Source organism: Archangium lipolyticum, assembly GCF_024623785.1.
In the GTDB taxonomy this organism is placed as follows: domain Bacteria; phylum Myxococcota; class Myxococcia; order Myxococcales; family Myxococcaceae; genus Archangium; species Archangium lipolyticum.
Genome location: NZ_JANKBZ010000005.1, coordinates 183,656 through 202,380 on the forward strand (window position 1 = coordinate 183,656; position 18,725 = coordinate 202,380).

16 protein-coding genes are annotated in these 18,725 nt (G+C 67.6%); 15 read left to right on the forward strand and 1 reads right to left on the reverse strand.

Annotated elements, in window-relative coordinates:
• Positions 1–149: 149 nt before the first annotated feature.
• Entirely contained in the window at positions 150–1,268 is a 1,119-nt protein-coding gene (locus tag NR810_RS13650) for an adenosylhomocysteinase (RefSeq protein WP_257452562.1), read from the forward strand.
• A gap of 12 nt (positions 1,269–1,280) precedes the next feature.
• Here NR810_RS13650 and NR810_RS13655 read toward each other — a convergent pair whose 3' ends face one another.
• Entirely contained in the window at positions 1,281–2,483 is a 1,203-nt protein-coding gene (locus NR810_RS13655) for an ABC transporter substrate-binding protein (RefSeq protein ID WP_257452565.1), read from the reverse strand.
• A gap of 670 nt (positions 2,484–3,153) precedes the next feature.
• Between NR810_RS13655 and NR810_RS13660 the strand changes: the two genes are divergently transcribed.
• From NR810_RS13660 to sufU, 14 genes are all read left to right on the forward strand, one after another.
• The gene (locus tag NR810_RS13660) at positions 3,154–4,059 is read left to right on the forward strand and encodes a hypothetical protein (RefSeq protein WP_257452568.1); all 906 of its coding nucleotides are present in this window, start codon (positions 3,154–3,156) and stop codon (positions 4,057–4,059) included.
• Between the two features lie 128 nt (positions 4,060–4,187).
• Entirely contained in the window at positions 4,188–5,036 is an 849-nt protein-coding gene (locus NR810_RS13665) for a hypothetical protein (protein WP_257452570.1), read from the forward strand.
• 55 nt (positions 5,037–5,091) lie between these two features.
• Entirely contained in the window at positions 5,092–6,429 is a 1,338-nt protein-coding gene (locus tag NR810_RS13670; protein WP_257452573.1) for a globin family protein, read from the forward strand.
• Between the two features lie 24 nt (positions 6,430–6,453).
• A complete protein-coding gene (locus tag NR810_RS13675; protein WP_257452575.1) occupies positions 6,454–7,098 on the forward strand; it encodes a hypothetical protein in 645 nt (214 codons plus the stop codon).
• The gene (locus NR810_RS13680) at positions 7,095–7,910 is read left to right on the forward strand and encodes a hypothetical protein (RefSeq protein WP_257452577.1); all 816 of its coding nucleotides are present in this window, start codon (positions 7,095–7,097) and stop codon (positions 7,908–7,910) included. Before NR810_RS13675 ends, NR810_RS13680 begins: the two co-directional genes overlap by 4 nt.
• 268 nt (positions 7,911–8,178) lie before the next feature.
• Positions 8,179–9,234, forward strand: coding sequence for a hypothetical protein (locus NR810_RS13685; protein ID WP_257452579.1), 1,056 nt, complete (start codon positions 8,179–8,181; stop codon positions 9,232–9,234).
• Between the two features lie 12 nt (positions 9,235–9,246).
• On the forward strand, positions 9,247–10,833 hold the full coding sequence (locus NR810_RS13690) for a hypothetical protein (RefSeq protein ID WP_257452581.1): 1,587 nt from the start codon (positions 9,247–9,249) through the stop codon (positions 10,831–10,833).
• On the forward strand, positions 10,830–12,728 hold the full coding sequence (locus NR810_RS13695; RefSeq protein WP_257452583.1) for a HEAT repeat domain-containing protein: 1,899 nt from the start codon (positions 10,830–10,832) through the stop codon (positions 12,726–12,728). Before NR810_RS13690 ends, NR810_RS13695 begins: the two co-directional genes overlap by 4 nt.
• 261 nt (positions 12,729–12,989) lie before the next feature.
• The gene (locus NR810_RS13700) at positions 12,990–13,502 is read left to right on the forward strand and encodes an SUF system Fe-S cluster assembly regulator (protein ID WP_257452586.1); all 513 of its coding nucleotides are present in this window, start codon (positions 12,990–12,992) and stop codon (positions 13,500–13,502) included.
• Complete coding sequence (gene sufB / locus NR810_RS13705; protein WP_257452589.1) at positions 13,499–14,935, forward strand: Fe-S cluster assembly protein SufB; 1,437 nt, start codon at positions 13,499–13,501, stop codon at positions 14,933–14,935. The genes NR810_RS13700 and sufB overlap by 4 nt, the downstream gene beginning before the upstream one ends.
• Complete coding sequence (gene sufC, locus NR810_RS13710) at positions 14,932–15,711, forward strand: Fe-S cluster assembly ATPase SufC (protein ID WP_257452592.1); 780 nt, start codon at positions 14,932–14,934, stop codon at positions 15,709–15,711. The genes sufB and sufC overlap by 4 nt, the downstream gene beginning before the upstream one ends.
• The gene (sufD, locus tag NR810_RS13715) at positions 15,708–17,039 is read left to right on the forward strand and encodes a Fe-S cluster assembly protein SufD (protein WP_257452593.1); all 1,332 of its coding nucleotides are present in this window, start codon (positions 15,708–15,710) and stop codon (positions 17,037–17,039) included. Before sufC ends, sufD begins: the two co-directional genes overlap by 4 nt.
• On the forward strand, positions 17,036–18,265 hold the full coding sequence (locus tag NR810_RS13720; protein WP_306818151.1) for a cysteine desulfurase: 1,230 nt from the start codon (positions 17,036–17,038) through the stop codon (positions 18,263–18,265). Before sufD ends, NR810_RS13720 begins: the two co-directional genes overlap by 4 nt.
• The gene (sufU, locus tag NR810_RS13725; protein WP_257452595.1) at positions 18,262–18,714 is read left to right on the forward strand and encodes a Fe-S cluster assembly sulfur transfer protein SufU; all 453 of its coding nucleotides are present in this window, start codon (positions 18,262–18,264) and stop codon (positions 18,712–18,714) included. The genes NR810_RS13720 and sufU overlap by 4 nt, the downstream gene beginning before the upstream one ends.
• Positions 18,715–18,725 lie beyond the last annotated feature (11 nt).

The following is an 18,725-nucleotide window of genomic DNA, read 5'->3' on the forward strand; positions in this document are numbered from 1 at the left end:
GAACCGCTGGTGGGTGACCAGGGAGGCAACAAACCGGCTGCGTTCCCGGCGGGCCACCGTGTATGTCCCCTCTCCCTCTGGGAGAGGGTCAGGGTGAGGGTCGTCCCCATACCCGCTCGCCCGCTGAAGCATTGTCGGAGGAACCACGCATGGACGCGTTCGCACGAGACCTGGGGTGGGCGAAGCTACAGATGTCGCTGACGCGGAGGTGGTGCGAGGCATTGCCGAGGCTGGACGGGGTGCGGCTCGCGTGCTCGATGCACCTGGACCTCAAGATGGTGGTGGCGGTCGAGACGCTGCTGGAGAAGGGGGCGGCGGTGTTCCTGGCGACGTGCAACCCGACCACGGTGCGGGACGAGGTGGTCGCGTACCTGCGGGAGCGAGGGGCCGAGGCGCACGCCTGGAAGGACATGCCCGGGGAAGAGTACGCCTCGGCGATCGACAAGGCGGTGGCGTGGGGGCCCACGCACCTGTGCGAGATGGGAGCGGACCTCTCGGCGGCCATCCACGAGCGGGGGCTGGAGACGCGGGTGAAGGCGGGGCTGGAGGCCACGGGCTCGGGGATCGCGCGGCTGCGGTCGCTGACGCCGCGCTACCCGATCTTCAACTGGGACGACCTGCCCATCAAGGAGGGCCTGCACAACCGCTGGCTGGTGGGGCTCTCCACGTGGCAGTCGTTCTGCGAGCGGACCCATCTCACCCTGCATGGCAGGCGGGTGCTGGTGGTGGGCTACGGGCTGGTGGGGCAGGGCATCGCGGACGTGGCGAGGGCCCTCGGAGGGACGGTGACGGTGGCGGAGAGGGATCCGGCGCGGCTGCTGGAGGCGCGCTATGCGGGGTGGGAGGCGGGGCCGATGTCGCCAGAGCTGCTCGCGCGGGCCGACGTCATCGTCACGGCCACGGGGGTGGCGGGAGTCATTGGCGCCGAGGAGGTGAAGCACCTGAAGTCCGGGTGCTTCCTGCTCAACGTGGGGCACGTGGCGAACGAGATTGAAGTGGGGGCGCTCGGGACCCGGCGCGAGGTCGTCCCGCACGTCGAGGAGACGCGGCCCCACGGGCGGACCGTCTACCTGTTCGCGGGAGGCTCGATGGCGAACCTCACGGCGGGGTGGGGAGACAGCCTGAACGCCTTCGACGTCACCCTGGCCACGATGGTGGCGGGGCTCGGCTACATCTTCTCCGAGGAGGGCGCGGGGGCGAGGCCGGGACTGCACCCGCTCCCGCGCCGGGTCTGGTCGGAGGTCGCCGCGGCGGCCGCTGGCGTCTGAGACGAGGGCCGCCTACGGCTCGACGGTGGTGACGAACTTCGTCTTTCCGCCCTCGACCTTGAGGATGACGGCCTGCTTCACCGGATCGCGGTTCTCGTCGAGGTTGATGGTGCCGGCCACGCCCGGGAAGCTCTTGGCGGTGGCGATGGCATCGCGGATGGAGGCGCCCGACAGGTCCGGCGCGCGCTTCATGGCGTCGATGGCGAGCATCGCGGCGTCATAGGCCAGGGCGGCCACGCTGTCGGGCACGGCGCCGTAGGCGGCCTTGTACTTGGAGATGAAGCCCTGCACGCGCGGGTCCGGGTTGTCCACCGAGTAGTGGTTGGCGTAGTAGCTGCCCTCGATGGCCTCGCCGCCCAGCTCGAAGAGCTTGTCGGACTCCCAGCCGTCGCCGCCGAGCATCGGCACCGTCAGCCCCAGCTCGCGTGCCTGACGCGCGATGATGCCCACGTCGGTGTAGTAGCCGGGGACGAAGAGCGCCTGAGGCTTGGTCTTCTTGAGGGCGGTGAGCTGCGCGCGGAAGTCCGTGTCACCCTTGGAGTAGCTCTCGGTTCCGGCGATGGTCCCGCCCATCTCGGAGAACTTCCGGCTGAACACGTCCGTCAGCCCCACCGAGTACGCGCTCTTGTTGTCCTGCAGCACCGCCACCCGGGTCAACTTCAGGTTCTCGCGGGCGAACTTCGCCATCACGAAGCCCTGGAACGGGTCGATGAAGCAGACGCGGAAGATGTAGTCGCCCTTCTGGGTGACGGCGGGGTTGGTGGACGAGGGGGTGATCATCGGCACCCCGGCCGCCTGGGCCTTCTCCGCCATGGCCATCGAGTTGGACGAAGCGGCCTCGCCCAGGATGACCGCCACCTTGTCCTGGGTGATGAGGCGCGTGGCGGCCTGGGCGGCCTCCTCGGGCTTGCCCTGGCTGTCGTAGACGCGCACCGCCAGCTTCTTGCCCTTCACCCCCCCGGCGGCGTTGGTCTCCTGGAGGGCCAGGTCGATGCCGTTGCGCGCGGAGATGCCGAAGGTGGCCTCGCTGCCGGTGAGGCTGCCCACCTGGCCCAGGAGGATGGTGTCCGCGTCCGCCGGAGTCCCACCGGAGGGGGCCGCGGCCTGCGAGGGGGCGGGCGGGGGAGTGGTGGGCGCGGGCTGCGTCTTCTTCTCACAGGCGGCCACCAGCACGGTGAGCGCGGCGAGCAACAACGGGACGGCGTGACGGCGCATGCGGATTTCCTCCAGGGACGGCAAGGGGGGCGCCCGCCTTCTAGCGCACTCCGGAGGCTCTGGCGCTCCGCGTCTCACGGCGTGGTGAAGGGTTTCTCACCTCACGTGAAAAGACCAGGGCGTCCGCATCCGGGTGCATCTGCCGCTCCTGCCTGCTTCATGTGCCGTGACGGCAATCGCTGTCCGTGGTCACGGTTGGTTTTCACGTCTCGTGACGGCAATTGCTGTCAGCCGTCACGGCTGGTTTTCACGTCTCGTGACAGCAATTGCTGTCTGCCGTCACGAGTGTTTTTCATGCGTCGTGACGGTCGACGGCAATGACTGTCACGGCTGGGAGGGTCGATTTTCGCTAAGTCTGCTCAAAAATGGAGGATTCTCTTAAAGTGAAAAGATTGGTTTTGAGTTGCGCGTCCACCACTGATTGTGCGATTAGTGCGTGCCTGAGAGCGACGCGCTCTCTTCGAGGGGGAAGTCCAAAGACAAGAGCATCGAGGTTGGATATCGGGATGCGTGCTGGCGCCTGACCGGGTGGCTCGCGCGGCTCCCGAGCGGTGTTCTCTTGTCCGCCGGATGTATGTGCTGGGCCGGCCAATTCCCGCTCGACATCAAAAACGCAAGTCGTTGAGGGAGCACTATTATGACGCGTAGTGGCTTTGTGGCTGCTATTTGGTTGGGAGTCTCTCTATCCGCCGTGGGTTGTGGGGGGACGGAGGTCTCCAGCGAGACGGAGGCGCTCGCGAGCGCCGAGCAGGCGATGGATTGCCGCGATTGCGGCGGCCCTGGGAATGAGCCCGAGGATCCCGTGGATCCGCCGCCCCCGCCCCCTCCTTGCCCGAGCGTCCTCCCGGAGCCGGCCGACCGGTGGTCCATCGAGTGCAAGTACAAGGGGGGCTCGCTGCCGCGTTGTGCCTATGCCATTCCGGCGGAGGTCTGCACTTCCTGGCAGAACAACGCCAGGTTTCACAACCTGGTGACCGACGATGGGCTCGCGTACCTCCGCGAGGCCCACCTCTGCCCGTCCGTGATGGACTACGGGCGTTGGGCCAATGACTGGCACATCGCCTCCGTCTGCCCGGAGGGGTGCTTCGAGGCCAGCACGCGCATCATGAGCATCGGCTCCGAGGGCCAGCTGCTCTGGATGGCCGCCGAGGCGCTCTCCGTCGAGAGCGTGCTCGCCAGCCTCAGCTCGGAGGCGTCCCTGGATGCTCCCCTCTTCAACCCCCGGTCGATCGAGAACATGACCAAGGGGCCCGAGGAGCAGTCGCTCTACGTCTTCGTCCTCGACCAGGGACAGACGCTCAAAGTCACCCAGAACCACGGCATGCTCCTGGCCGACGGCCGCATGGTCAAGGCGAGCGACGTCACGAAGAAGGACTCCTTCGTGGGGGTCGACGGCTCCCATCTGAAGGTGAAGGACATCCTGCGCGAGACGACCAGCAAGGACGTCTACAACTTCCGCGTGGATTCCTCCGAGGTGAGTGAGCACATCATCGCCGCGGAAGGTGTCCTGGTGGGCGACCTCGCCTGGCAGGGCGAGCTCTCGCACGAGCTCGGTTCCATCAACCTGCGCAAGTAATGTCTGTCGTCTAGCGGAGCAGTGGGGGAGGGCGCCGTCCTCGAGGGATGGCATCTCCCCCGCCTCCCGTTCCCTGACGCGCTCCGCGAGCCCTCGCGGCTTCCCTGGAGCGTGTCATGAGGTCAATGATGAGGAATCCACGCACAGTCGCGGGCGCGGCGGTTCTCGCGCTCCTGGTCGCTGTCTCACTCGTGCTGCTCGGGCGTGAAGGCGCGCACGAGGAGGCCCCGGCGGTTGCCGGGCCGGCACCATCCGTTCCGGCTCCCAGGGCCGTATCCGCGGTTGCCACCGCGTCCCAGGACGCCTCACCGACCCTCCCGGCCACGGGTGCACCCCAGCAGGTGCTCCAGGACATGGAGGAGAACGTCCGCGTGATGGCCCAGGAGCGGCTCTCCTCCATGGAGCCCGCACGGCCCGCGGAGAACGTGGGACGGTTCAAGAGGGAAAACGTCGAGCAGGTGCGCGATGCCTTCCGCGAGATGCTCGCCTACCAGGGGCTCTTCAACAGCAGACGCGAGCGCAAGCGGCTCGCGGCGGAGGTGCTCGACAACCCGGAGGGGCGCGACATCGCCGCCCAGACCCTGTCGGACCCTGCCTTCGCCAAACAGGCCTTCGGAGAGTTCCAGGCGGAGGCCCGCTATTTCGCCGTCGAGGTCGTCCGCGAGGCGACGCGGCGCGGCGACGATGCACTTGCCTTGTCCGTCGTGAGCGGTCTGACGTCGGAGCTCGCGGCCGCCCGGGGCGAGCTCGATCGCGGCCGCACCCAGGATCTCCAGGACCTTCTCAGGACATTCGCCGAGGTGAAGGGCCCGGGGGCCTTCCAATCCAGGCAGCAACTGGCGGAGCAGCTCGGCTACAGCCGGAATCTCCCCTTCGAGATTCGCAAAATCTATATCGACTCACTCGTTTCGGGCTTCTGGGTGACGACGGACATCGAGGAAGCCAAACGCGTGGCCATGCTGGCCGTCGGAGGATGACATGTGGGAATGCAAGACGCGTTTCATGAAGGGGACTGCCTGTGGGGTCCTTCTCTTGTCCGTCGTGGGTTGTGAGCTGGCTCCCCCAGGGGGGGTGGAGGACGGAGGAAGTATCCTTGCCCAGCCCGCCGCGCTGAGCGAGCAGGTCTCCGAGGCGAAGCAGGCCATCGAGCAGGACCGGTGCTTCCTGGAATCGGCGGATGACAGCGCCTGTGATTGGGCGTCCTACGTCTACTCCCCGGGGGACTTCGCCATGACGCGGGATACGGGTGAAGCCATCCTGGTCATCGACCAGTTCCCCTACCTCCACACGGGTCTGCTCCGTTACCGCAACCGTCTGAAGGGCTTCTTCCGGGCCCGGCCAGGAGGGCACATCGAGCCCGCTTCGCACACCTGGAGGGTTCCCAGGGTGCTGGGCGAGGTCCTCACCCGGTTCGCCTCCCCGGACTTCATCCCCGCCGCGAGCCTGGGTGAGCTCGTGACCCCCATCCTCACGACCTATCGCGGTCATGTCGACATGTTCGGCCACGGGCTGACGGTCTTCGCCGCGCTCGTCGATCGGGTTCCCCACCACGCCATCGTCCTGTTGGACGTGGACTCACTCTTCCTTTCGACCCTCGCGCCGGAGTCCTTCTGCGCGCCTGGCACGGACCCTGGAGCCCAGCAGCGGCTCGAGGCGGTGGCCCGGACCACGGCGGACGGGCTGCGCGGGGTGATGCACGAAAAGGGGGTCCGCTACATCAACGCGAGCTTTGGCTTCAGCATGAAGGTCATCCGTGAGGAGTGGCAACGTGTCTGTCGGAGCCCTCTCCCCGGTGACGACGTGTTGCGCGCGAAGCTGTTGGCCTACGCGCCCATCATGGACGCGCTGTTCAACACGGAGGGCGTCTTCGCGGTGCACGCCTCGGACCAGGTTCAGGCTCCGGAAGACTCCCCCTTCGACCTCGCCTCCAGTGCCTATCCCAACCGGCTGCGCATCGGTGTCTTCGGCGCGCTCGAGTCCGGCGTCGACACGCGGGGGCGGGGGGCGACACGGCTTCCCGACTTCGCGTTCCCCAAGCCTGGTGACGCGGACCTGTACATCAATCACGGGTGCGACCTGTACTCGAACTGCAACGCGACGCCGCTCAGGGTCGCGGGCCTGAGCGGGGTTGGTTCGGGCACCCTCCTGTATCTCAGCACCTCGTGGGCGGCTCCCGTGGCCCTGGCGCGCTTCATCTCGTTGCGTCAGGAGACCTCCTGCTCCGCTCCCCTGTCGAACCCGCTCATCCAGCAGCTCGCGCAAGAGCTCACTCCCTCCGAGTGCCCGGCGCTTCCGGAGGGAAAATGCATCTTCCAGGATCCCCTGAAACACAAGCAGTTCGAGGTCTACCGGCTCGGATACACGAATTGACATCGCCAGGATGAACAAGAACCCATGAACAAATCCATCGCCCCCCTCGTTTCCCTGTTGTTCCTCTGCGCCTCGACGGCCATGGCGCAGCAGTCTCCCGTCGACGTCACGACCTATGGAACGGGAGGAATCCGGTACACCGTCAACAGTTCCGGGTTCGAGACGCCCTTCCCCTATGGCCAGAAGACGGACGCGGCCTATACCCTGCCGTACGATAGCGCCTACCGGCCCGGCTGCTTGGCGCTGTCGCCGCAGCTGCCCATCGGTCACGCCGCCGGGTACGCACAGTACATCCCCGTCATGACCGTGACCTGGAGTGGCCCGCTCAACGACCAGAACCAGTACCAGGTCAACCTGGGTCAGGTGATGGCGGTGGTCACCAAGGTCGACGGCACGCAGGAGACGTATTCCGCGCTCTTCGGGACTCAACACATGCCGAACCGCTTCCTGCTCTACGAGGATCCGATCCTGGGGCGCATCTTCTGGGGCCAGATCGAGAACTCGCTCACCGCCAAGACCGTTCCGGTGATGCTCCAGTTCGAGGTCGAAGAGCAGGACTTCGTCCAGATCTCCGTCTGCAACCTCATGCCGAACACCGGCCTGACGCTTCGCAAGCTCGTTCTTCAGTCGTGGCCCTACGAGGGGGCCTGGTTCGGGAGCAATCCGTGAAAAATCTCATCTCATCATTGGTGGTGGCCGGTGTGGCGTTCCTGGGCGCGGAGGCCTCCGCGCAGGAGAACCTGCTCGTCTGCCAGAACAGCGGGTTCAGTCTCTACCGCTGCTCGCTGACGAAGAAGCTGCTGGCCGCGCCCATCCTCGAGGACGGGACGATCTACGAGACGGACTACACCATCTCCTACAGCTTCCCGTGCAGTGGCCACGCCATCAACGTCGGCGTCGCGACGGACCAGGAGTACGTGCCTTTCGTCATGGGCGCCACGAATGGACTGCTCACCGGGGTCGTCGGCAATGGGACGTTGCAGACCTACGACCCGGACCCGGTCACCACCCAGCGGTTGAGCTTCCGGCCCGGCTGCTCGCTGACCGTGTCCAGCGCCAAGGTGTTCCCCTCCACCAACACCCTGGTGTTGTGGACGTCGCAGGCACAGTCGCAGGCGAAGATCATCAATCTCTCCGCGCAGCTCTACCTGCTGGCCAAGGACTACCACGCGCTGTCGACCTGGGATGACGCGAAGCTGAACCTCTTGAAGGAGAGGCTCGAGGCGCTCGTCACCGCCTTCCCCGCGAACATCCATTATAAGACGATGCTCGCCACGGTGAACAACGCACTGCTCAACCAGCCTCCGCCGGTTTCGCAGCCGGAGCTCGACGAAGCGGGGACGGAAGTCATCGCCGCCATTCGCGCCGAGCTCGACGCGGAGGTCGAGGCCGGGACGAATCTCGTCAATCGCTTCATTCGCTGGCAGGCGCAGGCGGAGCAGTCGCTCGTGGACGCACTCGATAACGTCCCGGCGGTGTAGTACCCCGATTCCACGCACACGAGGGCTCTTCCCGCGGACTCCGGTATGGCCGGAGGCACCCGTGAGGGCCCTCGTGTGCCTTCGCAATACCCCGGCCGTCTAGTTCAACCAGGGCCTGGCCTTCCCGGCCGGCCCGGCATGGAAGTGATCCGGGCCGGGCGGTGGATCGCTCCATGCTCAGTGGGAGAGTACCATGAGACGTTGGGTGGGTTGTTTGTTATTGGCAGGCGCTCTCACGTCCCCAGGTGGGGCCGTCGCGAGCGACGACATGGCGGAGCGTGAGGCGAAGGCGGTGAGGGCATACACCGCGGCCAACGCCGCCTCGCAGCGTCACGGGCACTATCGGCAGGCCCGCGACCTCTTCCTGAGCGGGGAGCGCAGTATCAGCGCCCGGACCGAGGCGTGGGAGCAGTCCGCCCAGGAATGGGTGGTGGGCTGGTTCAAGGTGATGGCGCTCGCGGACCTGCAGAAGGACATCCCGTACGCGGAGTTCGAGGCGGAGCTCCAGGGGCTGTTGCGCGAGCAGAGCGACGGCCTCCTCCAGCTCACGAACGAGGCAAAGGCCGTGAAGGCCTCGGCGGACATGGCCCTGGACCTGCTCGGCCCGGCGAACACCGAGCCGGTTCCTCCGGAGCTCTCCGAGTACGCCACCGTGCTGCAGAGCCTCTCGCAGCGGGAGAACGAGCTGCGCCTGGCGCTCTCGCAGGTGGGGCAGATCGCCACCAGCAGGCTGCCGCGGCTGGAGACCATCGCCAATGACTCGCGTCTGGGGGTGCTCGCCCGCGTCCGGATCGCACTGCTGGAGCGGGCCCGCTACCCGCTGGAGCAGACCCTGGCCTCGGTGCAGGCGCTGCTGACCGCGGAGAAGGTCGTGGATCCGATCCTGGCGAAGCTCACCCAGGCGGAGAACGACATGAACCGCTACGCGCTGAACCTGCAGATCTTCCACGTGGAGGAGTCGCTCACCCAGGCGCGGGCGCTGTGCATGAGCAGCCAGGCCACGCTCGCCACGCTCACGTCGCCAGCCAGCTACGTGGCCGCGGCGAAGGCGCGGGCCACCCAGCTCTGCACGGCCATCGAGGGGCACGCCACCGGGCTGCTCTCCTATGGCATTCCCAAGGCCGACCTCGTGTATGAGTTCATCAACGTCGAGAAGGCCTCGCTCGGAGCGATCTGCAAGATCGCCAACCCGCCAGTGGCCTGCGAGAAGCTCGCGCTCCTGGCGGCACTGAAGCTGACGGATCTTCAGGCCATGTCCGACGCGAAGCTCCGGTTCGTCGAGTACGGGTGGACCGAGCAGTTCGAGGCCGCGCAGCGGAACTGAGAGAGGACGACCATGAATACACGAATGATTGCAGTGGCCGTGTCGTCGCTCCTGGCCGTGGCGATGGTGGGATACGCTGGCGAGGCCTCCGCGGTGACGTGCGAGGAGCTCCAGCTCAACAAGAAGCCGCCCATCGCCTTCAACCCCATCCCGATGAAGAATCCCCAGACGGGCGAGCCGTACCTGCCCAACGAGGAGATCGAGGTCCAGCCCGGGGTGAAGATGCTCGCGAGCGACTTCTTCAACCAGGTCAATGATCTCGAGTACGACCTCAACCAGTGGGGCTACTCGCTGCGCGACACGGACATCTCGACGCTGTCCGAGCTCAAGACCTGCATCGAGCTGCTCGCGGCGCAGCGCAACCTCATCTCCGAGGACATCCGCCAGAACGGCCCCGGCCCCTGGTCCGTCGAAGACCGGCTCAAGAAGGTCGAGGCCGCGTGGAAGCGGTACACGGATCAGATCCCCTCGTGGGACGAGCTCTACCAGAAGGCCGATGACGAGAGCGTGAGGGTGTACCTCCCCGAAGTGCCACCCTTCAGCGCCCCGGTGCCGGAGATCAAGCGCGCCGAGCTCAAGCCGATGTTCAAGGAGCGCGCCTGGTCCTTCGAGGTGGGTGAGAAGTCGAAGCTGTGGTTGAACGCGCAGGCGAGCCTGTCGCTGCGCGCCAGCAAGGTGGATGCGGTGGGCGACGCGCGTGGCGCCCTCAACGCGGCGCTGCTGGGCTTGTGGGAGGGCGAGGTGCTCTCGGCGCAGGCCCATGCCCAGGCTCCCGCCACCGACACGGGCCAGCTCCTGGTCGAGGTGCGCGGTGTGGGCAAGGTGCTCTGGAGCAAGAACTGGCAGCAGCAGGGCATCCGCTATGACGACAAGGTGGAGTGGCCGGTGCACTACGAAGTGAGCTACCGCTTCCAGATCGGCCCCATTCCCGCGAAAGCCATGTTCGGCTTCCAAGCCACGGCAGGCTCGAACTATGGCTATGACGTCCTTCCCCTCCAGGTTGGAGCCCACGCCGTGCCCTTCGCCTCGGCGCGGGCCTATGCGCAGGTGGGGATCGATCTCGGCCTTGCTAGCGCGGGAGTGGGCGGCACGCTCATCCTCGCCGAGGACTTCGTCACCCTGCAGGGCGCCGCGCGGGTGGAGTTCGACGAGGAGCCCACCCTCATCGTGGAGCTCTCTGGCACCAACAGCCTGAACGCGCTCAGCGGCAGTCTCTACGCCTACGCCCGGGTGAATTACTTCTTCGGCAAGTGGGAGGGGCGCTGGGACTTCTTCAGGTGGGAGGGGTTCAAGCGCGACGGAAACCTCTTCAACTACAAGTGGGTGTGGAGCCCGAGTGGCGTGAAGGCCACGGGAGACCTCAAGGCCGAGGACGTGATGGAGGTGAACCAGGCCAACGCGGAGCTGCGGCTGCTGGAGATCGAGAACACCTCGCAGAGCCATCTCTGGGCGACGATGAAGGCGATCTCCGAGGACGTGAACAGCCCCGCGGTGGCGAAGGTGCTCACCGAGCACTCGCGTGTGAGCTCCATCGCGAGCGGACTGGATGAGCTGCTGCTGCAGTACGAGAACCAACTGAGGGAGTGGACGAAGTCATGAAGAAGCTAGGCGTGGGGCTGCTCCTGGCGCTCGTCGGGGGCGGATCGCTGGCATGGTGGAAGTGGGGCCGTGGGGATGCGGCGGGCTTGTCGCTCACGTGTGTCCCGGGGCAGTCCCGCGCCTATGCCTTGTCTTATGAGTCTCGCGGGCAGATGTCCGACCCGGCCTTCGGCTTCTCCCTGGGTGCTTCGCCGGAGGGGCAGTCCGCCGAGACGGTGGTGACGGGCCGCTGGCGGGAGACGTGTGTGCGCACGGATGCCACGAGTCACGTCCTCGAGGTGTCCGTCGAGGACGCCAAGGGCCACTTCCGCTCGGGTGGTGGGATCGGGGGCGGTGGCGCTCCGATGGGAGCGCGGGAGCTGGTGGAGGGCAAGAGCTTCGTGGTGATGGGCTCCGATGGGAGCGTGCGGTCCATCCACTTCGATCCCAGCTTCTCTCCCCTGGGAGAGAACATCCTGAGGGACATGCTGTCGATGCGCTCGGTGAGCCTGAAGGGCCCCCTGCGCGACGGCGGGAGCTGGACCTCGGAGGAGGAGGATGTCAACGGCCGGTACAACGCCTCCTATGCCCTCGCGTTGCCCGGGCCGGACCTCGCCCGGGTCACCAAGGTTCGTCAGGAGTACCTGGCCACCGGCTCCGGGCAGGATATGAAGACGGTAAAGCCCCTGGTTCGTGCCCTGCCCGGCAGTGAGAGCACGCTGGAGCTCGAGCTCGACACGTACCAGCTCCGGAGCCTGCGCTCCCGCGTGGAGGTCTCGCTCACGTTCGGCGGCCGGACCTTCGGTCAGACCACCGGCAGCCTGGCGCTGACTCCAGACACGGGCGCGGCCCCGCCGACGGTGGACCCCCAGGCGCTGCAGCGGGCCTTCTCGGCCCAGGTCTCCCGGGGAGTGCGGGCAGGTGATCTCGCGGCGCGCGACGCCGATGCCCGTATCGAGGAGCGCATCCAGCGGGAGGAACTCGGGGACGAGACCTGGCAGTCCCTGCTGGAGAAGGTGGGCGCGGCCTCGCCGGACCGGGCGAAGCTCTTCCTCAAGTTCAGGGCGCTCTTCCTGCTGCATCCGGAGACCTGCCAGGACGCCAGCAAGCTGCTCGCGCTCTCCAAGGGTCCCCACGAGCTGGATTTCCAGCTCGTGGCCGGAGCGCTCGTCTCCGCGGGGACTCCGGAAGCCCAGCAGGCGCTGGTGGCCGCCATCGAGGCCACCGGGGACCGGCTCCCCCATCAACGGACACTGACCCCGTTGCTCGGCATGGTCGCCAAACCCACCGAGGCCACGGAGTCGGCGCTCCATGCGCTCGTGCGCGACCATGCCCTGGGCGAGGTGCGTGACACGGCGCGCCTGGCGCTCGGGAACATGGCCCGTACGCTCCAGGAGCAGGAGCCGGGGCGCGCGGAGCGGCTCGTGCAGGAGGGCGTCGAGTTCGCGCGCTCCGCGCGGAACCTGGAGGAGCGGGTGGTGGCCATCCAGACGCTCGGCAATACGGGCTCGCCCCAGGGCTTCGAGTACCTCTCCCAATCCGTCAAGGACCCGAATGCCGCGGTCCGCCAGAAGGGCGTCTCGGCCCTGCGCTTCATCGAGACCGAGGCCGCGGAGCGCCTGCTGCTCGAGGTGGCATCGCGGGACGAGGCCGCCAGCGTGCGGGGCGAGGCGGTGGTCTCCCTCTCGTTCCGGCGGCTCTCGGCTGCCACGGTGGGGGAGCTCCTCCGGCGGGTCCGCCAGGATCCCTCCGAGAGCGTGCGGCAGTTGATCGTCAAGGTGTTGGCGGATGAGGCGCCCCGCTACCTGGAGATCCGGGAGACGCTGGAGCAGGTGAGCCGGGAGGATGCCTCGTCCTCCGTGCGCAAGGTGGCCACGCTCGTCCTGCTGCGGCTCGATTCGTCCGAAGGCTCGTGAAGCTCGCGGGCCATGGCGCCACGTCCCGGTGCCATGGCCTCGCGGCCCGCCTTCTCCCTGGTTTCTCCTCCACGTTCGATGACGCCCCTCTCCTGGCGGCAGGGGGGGTGAAAAGCGCTCGCACTCCAGGTCTTGGAGCGTCCAGGGCGCCGAGCGTGTGTTGGCACGATTTTTAATGCGGACCAACCTGGTCCTGTTTAAAGAGCCAACACGCCCAGGTCCCCCGGAATCCGGTGGGCAGGATGGCTGGAGAGACCCCGAATGCTCCGGATGAGCAAGATGACCGACTACGGCATCGTGCTGCTGACCGAGCTGGCGCGCGCTGGGAGCGAGACGCGCACGGCGAGGGAGTTGGCGGCCGGTACCGGTGTGCCCCTGCCCTCGGTGAGCAAGGTGCTCAAGGGGCTGCAGGGCGCTGGCCTGCTGGTGTCCCACCGGGGGGCGAGCGGCGGCTACGGCCTGGCCCGGCCCGCTGATGGCATTCCCCTCACGGAGATCATCACCGCGCTCGAGGGGCCCGTGTCCCTCACCGAGTGTGGCGCGCATGGCGCCCATCCGCCCGCGGGGACCTGCGAGCTGGAGACGGTGTGCCGGGTACGTGGCCACTGGCGCATCATCAACCGCACCATCCAGGACGCGCTCGGGCGGTTGACCCTGGCGGACCTGTGCGCGCCGGTGCCGCGCCTCGTCGGCCTCGGGGTGCCCTCGCGCCCGGCGGCTCCGGCCCAGAACCCCAATTCCACCTCCGCTACCGCGGGAGGAGTTCCCTCATGAGCACGCCAACCATCCAGGAGCTCACGAAGCGTCAGTACGAAGCGGGCTTCGTCACCGAGGTGGAGTCCGAGACCATTCCTCGCGGGTTGAACGAGGACGTCATCCGGCTCATCTCCGCCAAGAAGAACGAGCCGGACTTCATGCTCGAGTGGCGTCTGCGCGCCTACCGGCACTGGCTCACCCTCAAGGAGCCGCGCTGGCAGAAGGTGGACTACGCGCCCATCGACTACCAGGACATCATCTATTACTCGGCGCCCAAGCAGAAGCCGAAGCTGGACAGCCTGGACCAGGTGGATCCGGAGATCCTCAAGACGTACGCCAAGCTCGGCATTCCGCTGGAGGAGCAGAAGCTGCTGCAGAACGTGGCGGTGGACGCCGTGTTCGACTCGGTGTCCGTGGCCACCACCTTCAAGGACAAGCTGGCCAAGGCCGGCGTCATCTTCTGCTCCTTCTCCGAGGCCGTGCGCGAGCACCCCGAGCTGGTGAAGAAGTACCTGGGCACGGTGGTGCCGCACTCGGACAACTACTTCGCGGCGCTCAACTCGGCGGTGTTCAGCGACGGCTCGTTCGTCTACGTGCCCAAGGGCGTGCGCTGCCCCATGGAGCTGTCCACCTACTTCCGCATCAACGCGGAGAACACCGGCCAGTTCGAGCGCACCCTCATCGTCGCCGACGAGGGCAGCTACGTGAGCTACCTCGAGGGCTGCACCGCGCCCATGCGCGACACCAACCAGCTCCACGCCGCCGTGGTGGAGCTCGTCGCCATGGACGGGGCCACCATCAAGTACTCCACCGTGCAGAACTGGTACCCCGGTGACGAGCAGGGCCGCGGCGGCATCTACAACTTCGTCACCAAGCGCGGCATCGCCCACGACCGGGCCAAGATTTCGTGGACCCAGGTGGAGACGGGCTCGGCCATCACCTGGAAGTACCCCAGCGTCATCCTCAAGGGGGATGACTCGGTGGGCGAGTTCTACTCGGTGGCGCTCGCCAACCACCGGCAGCAGGCGGACACGGGGACGAAGATGATCCACCTGGGCCGCAACACGAAGAGCACCATCGTGTCCAAGGGCATCTCCGCCGGCCACGGGCAGAACACCTACCGGGGCCTCGTGAAGGTGCTCAAGAGCGCCGAGGGCGCGCGCAACTACACGCAGTGCGACTCGCTGCTGCTCGGGAGCAAGTGCGGCGCCCATACGCTGCCGTACATCGAGGTGAAGAACTCCTCCTCGCAGGTGGAGCACGAGGCGTCCACGTCCAAGATTGGCGAGGACCAGCTCTTCTACTGCCAGCAGCGGGGCATCTCGAAGGAAGACGCCGTATCGATGATCGTCAATGGCTTCTGCCGGCAGGTCTTCAAGGAGCTGCCCATGGAGTTCGCCGTGGAGGCGCAGAAGCTGCTCAGCGTGAGCCTGGAAGGAAGCGTGGGATGAAGCCGCTGCTCAGCATCAAGGACCTGCACGTGCGCGTGGCGGGTCGCGAGGTCCTCAAGGGAATCAACCTGGAGCTCATGCCCGGCGAGGTGCACGCCATCATGGGCCCCAATGGCTCGGGGAAGAGCACCCTGTCGCAGGTGCTCTCCGGCCGCGAGACGTACGAGGTGACGAAGGGTGAGGTGCTCTTCGATGGCAAGGACCTGCTGTCCCTGCCGCCCGAGGCGCGTGCCCACGCGGGCGTCTTCATGGCCTTTCAGTACCCGGTGGAGATTCCGGGCGTGGGCAACCTGCACTTCCTGCGCACGGCGCTCAATGCCCGGCGGCGCACCGAGGGCAAGGAGGAGCTGGATGCCATGGACTTCCTCCAGCTCGCCCGGGAGAAGTCCAAGCTGGTGCAGCTGGACCAGGCCTTCATGCAGCGCTCGGTGAACGAGGGCTTCTCCGGCGGCGAGAAGAAGCGCAACGAGATCTTCCAGATGGCGGTGCTGGAGCCGAAGCTGGCCATCCTCGACGAGACGGACTCGGGGCTGGACATCGACGCGCTGCGGATCGTCTCCGGGGGCATCAACGCGCTGCGCTCGCCGGAGCGGAGCATGCTCGTCATCACCCACTACCAGCGGCTGCTGGAGTACGTGGTGCCGGACAAGGTGTCGGTGCTGGCGGCCGGGAAGATCGTCCGCACGGGCGGGCGCGAGCTGGCGCTGGAGCTGGAGAAGAAGGGCTACGCGTGGCTGGGCGAGGGCAAGGGCCCGGGGAAGGAGGCGCGGCCGTGACGGAAGCGGGGCTGCAGCACTACCTCGACCTGGCCGAGCGCTTCCAGGCGGAGAGGGCCGCGGGCGCTCCCGCGTGGCTGCGCACCTTGCGGCAGGAGGGCATCGCGCAGCTGGCGCGCCAGGGTTTCCCCACCTCGAGGAACGAGGATTGGAAGTACACGAACGTGGCGCCCATCACCGGCCATGCCTTCTGCCCCGTGCGCACCGTGCACGAGGCGGGGGTGGAGGCGGCGGTGGCGCGGCTCGCCCTGCCGGGCACGGGGCCACTGGCGGTGTTCGTGGATGGCTGGTTCGTCCGGGAGCTGTCCCGGCTGGAGGGCGCACCCGAGGGACTCTCGGTGCGCAGCCTGCGCGAGGCGCTCACGAAGGACGGAGAGGGGTTGGAGGCGGTGGTGGGCCAGCGGGCGCGCGCGGAGTCGAACGGCTTCACCGCGCTCAACGCGGCGCTGCTGGAGGAGGGCGCGGTGGTGCGGGTTGCTCCTGGGACGGTGTGCCCCGAGCCCGTGCAACTGCTGTTCCTTACGCGCGGTGACAACACCGTGGCGCTGGCGAGCCCCCGGGTGGTGGTGGTGGCCGGGGAGAACAGCGAGCTCACGCTGGTGGAGAGCTACGTGGGCGCGGCGCCGGGTGTCTCCTTCACCAACGCGGTGACGGAGGTGGTGCTGGGCGCGGGGGCGCGGGTCACGCACCTCAAGCTTCAGGCCGAGTCGGAGACGGCCTTCCACATCGGCGCCCTGCACGTGTCGCAGGGCCGGGACAGCCGCTTCGCCTCGCACGTCATCTCGCTGGGTGGGGCGCTGGCCCGCAACGAGGTGCACGCCCATTTCGCGGCCGAGGGCGGCGAGTGCACCCTCAACGGGCTGTACGTGGGCCACGGCTCGCAGCACCTGGACAACTGGACGAACCTGGACCACGCGCACCCGCGCTGCACCAGCCGGGAGCTGTACAAGGGCGTGCTGGACGACAAGGCACGCGGCACCTTCCACGGCAAGGTGCTGGTGCGGCCGGACGCGCAGCGGACGGATGCGCGCCAGAGCAACCGCAACCTCCTGCTGTCGGAGGCGGCGATGGCGGACGCACGGCCGCAGTTGGAGATTCTGGCGGATGACGTGAAGTGCGCGCACGGCGCGACGGTGGGCCGCCTGGACGAGCAGGCGCTCTTCTACCTGCGCTCGCGCGGCATTCCCCGGGCGGACGCGGAGTGGCTGCTGACGCATGCCTTCGCGACCGAGGTGGTGGGCGCGGTGCCGCTGGCGCCGCTGAGGGAGCAGGTGGAGCTATTGCTGGCGCGCAAGCTGCCAGGGTCGTCGAAGGAGGGACGGGCATGAGCGGAGCACCTCTGGACGTGGCGCGCATCCGCGCGGACTTCCCCATCCTCCACCAGGAGGTGCGGGGCCGGCCGCTGGTGTACCTGGACAGCGCGGCGACGACGCAGAAGCCCCAGGCCGTCATCGACGCGCTGGTGCGCTACTACACGCACGACAACGCCAACGTGCACCGCGGCGTGCACGCGCTCTCCGAGCGGGCCACCCAGGCCTACGAGGGTGCTCGCGAGCGGGTGCGCCGGTTCATCAACGCGCGCGACGCGAAGGAGATCATCTTCGTGCGCGGCTGCACCGAGGCCGTCAACCTGCTGGCGCAGACGTTCGGGCGCAGCAAGGTGGGCCCCGGTGACGAGGTGCTCATCACCGCCATGGAGCACCACTCCAACATCGTTCCCTGGCAGATGCTCTGCCAGCAGGTGGGCGCCACGCTGAAGGTGGTGCCGGTGGACGAGCGGGGTGACCTGCGCATGGAGCAGCTCGACGCGCTGCTGACGGAGCGCACGCGGCTGCTCGCGGTGACGCACGTGTCCAACGCGCTGGGCACGGTGAACCCGGTGCGGGAGATCGTGAAGCGGGCCCATGGGAAGGGCGTACCCGTGCTGGTGGACGGGGCGCAGGCGCTACAGCACTTCCGCGTGGACGTGCAGGAGCTGGACTGCGACTTCTACGCGTTCTCCGGACACAAGGTGTTCGGGCCCACGGGCATCGGCGTGCTGTACGGGAAGAGCGCGATGTTGGAGCCGCTGCCTCCCTGGCAGGGTGGTGGGGACATGATCCTCACCGTCACCATGGAGAAGACGGTCTACAACCGGCTGCCGTACCGCCTCGAGGCGGGGACGCCGGACATCTCGGGGGCGGTGGGACTGGCGGCGGCGCTCGACTACGTGGAGTCGGTGGGGCTGGAGGCCATCGCGGCGCACGACCGGGAGCTGCTGGAGTACGGGGCGCGGGCGCTGGAGGGCGTGCCGGGCGTGAAGCTGATGAGCCGGGCGCGCGAGCGCTCGGGGGTGCTGTCCTTCATCATGGAGGACGTGCACGCGCACGACGTGGGCACCATCCTGGACCGGGAGGGCGTCGCCATCCGGGCGGGCCACCACTGCGCGCAGCCGCTGCTGTCGTGCTTCGGGGTGGCGGCCACGGTGCGCGCGTCGCTGGCGATGTACAACACGCGCGAGGACATCGACGCGCTCGTGCGCGGGCTGCACAAGGTTCGGGAGGTGTTCGCATGAGCTCGGATCTGCAGGACCTCTATCAAGAGGTGGTGCTGGAGCACGGCAAGCGTCCGCGCAATTTCCGCGAGGTGGAGGGCGCCAACCGGCGGGCCGACGGTTACAACCCGCTGTGTGGCGACCAGCTCACGGTGACGCTGCGGATGGAGGGCGATGTCATCAAGGACGTGGGCTTCGTGGGGCAGGGATGCGCCATCTCACGGGCCTCGGCGTCGCTGATGACGGGGGCGGTGAAGGAGCTGACGCGGGCCCAGGCCGAGGAGCTCTTCGATCTGGTGCACAAGCTGGTGATGGAGGGCCCCGAGGGATTGGACACGGAGGCGCTGGGGAAGCTGGCGGTGCTGTCCGGGGTGAACGAGTTCCCGTCCCGGGTGAAGTGCGCGAGCCTGGCATGGCATGCGCTGCGAGCGGCGCTCGAGGGCAAGGCGTCCTCGGTCTCGACGGAGTAGGGAGGAGGTCC

What these genes read in the sequence shown, in the direction of transcription:
- NR810_RS13650 (WP_257452562.1), top strand. Translation starts at nt 150, where the DNA reads ATGGACGCGTTCGCACGAGACCTGGGGTGGGCGAAGCTACAGATGTCG.
- NR810_RS13655 (WP_257452565.1), bottom strand. Translation starts at nt 2,483, where the DNA reads ATGCGCCGTCACGCCGTCCCGTTGTTGCTCGCCGCGCTCACCGTGCTG.
- NR810_RS13665 (WP_257452570.1), top strand. Translation starts at nt 4,188, where the DNA reads ATGAGGAATCCACGCACAGTCGCGGGCGCGGCGGTTCTCGCGCTCCTG.
- NR810_RS13675 (WP_257452575.1), top strand. Translation starts at nt 6,454, where the DNA reads ATGAACAAATCCATCGCCCCCCTCGTTTCCCTGTTGTTCCTCTGCGCC.
- NR810_RS13685 (WP_257452579.1), top strand. Translation starts at nt 8,179, where the DNA reads ATGGCGGAGCGTGAGGCGAAGGCGGTGAGGGCATACACCGCGGCCAAC.
- NR810_RS13690 (WP_257452581.1), top strand. Translation starts at nt 9,247, where the DNA reads ATGAATACACGAATGATTGCAGTGGCCGTGTCGTCGCTCCTGGCCGTG.
- NR810_RS13695 (WP_257452583.1), top strand. Translation starts at nt 10,830, where the DNA reads ATGAAGAAGCTAGGCGTGGGGCTGCTCCTGGCGCTCGTCGGGGGCGGA.
- NR810_RS13700 (WP_257452586.1), top strand. Translation starts at nt 12,990, where the DNA reads ATGCTCCGGATGAGCAAGATGACCGACTACGGCATCGTGCTGCTGACC.
- sufB (WP_257452589.1), top strand. Translation starts at nt 13,499, where the DNA reads ATGAGCACGCCAACCATCCAGGAGCTCACGAAGCGTCAGTACGAAGCG.
- sufC (WP_257452592.1), top strand. Translation starts at nt 14,932, where the DNA reads ATGAAGCCGCTGCTCAGCATCAAGGACCTGCACGTGCGCGTGGCGGGT.
- NR810_RS13720 (WP_306818151.1), top strand. Translation starts at nt 17,036, where the DNA reads ATGAGCGGAGCACCTCTGGACGTGGCGCGCATCCGCGCGGACTTCCCC.
- sufU (WP_257452595.1), top strand. Translation starts at nt 18,262, where the DNA reads ATGAGCTCGGATCTGCAGGACCTCTATCAAGAGGTGGTGCTGGAGCAC.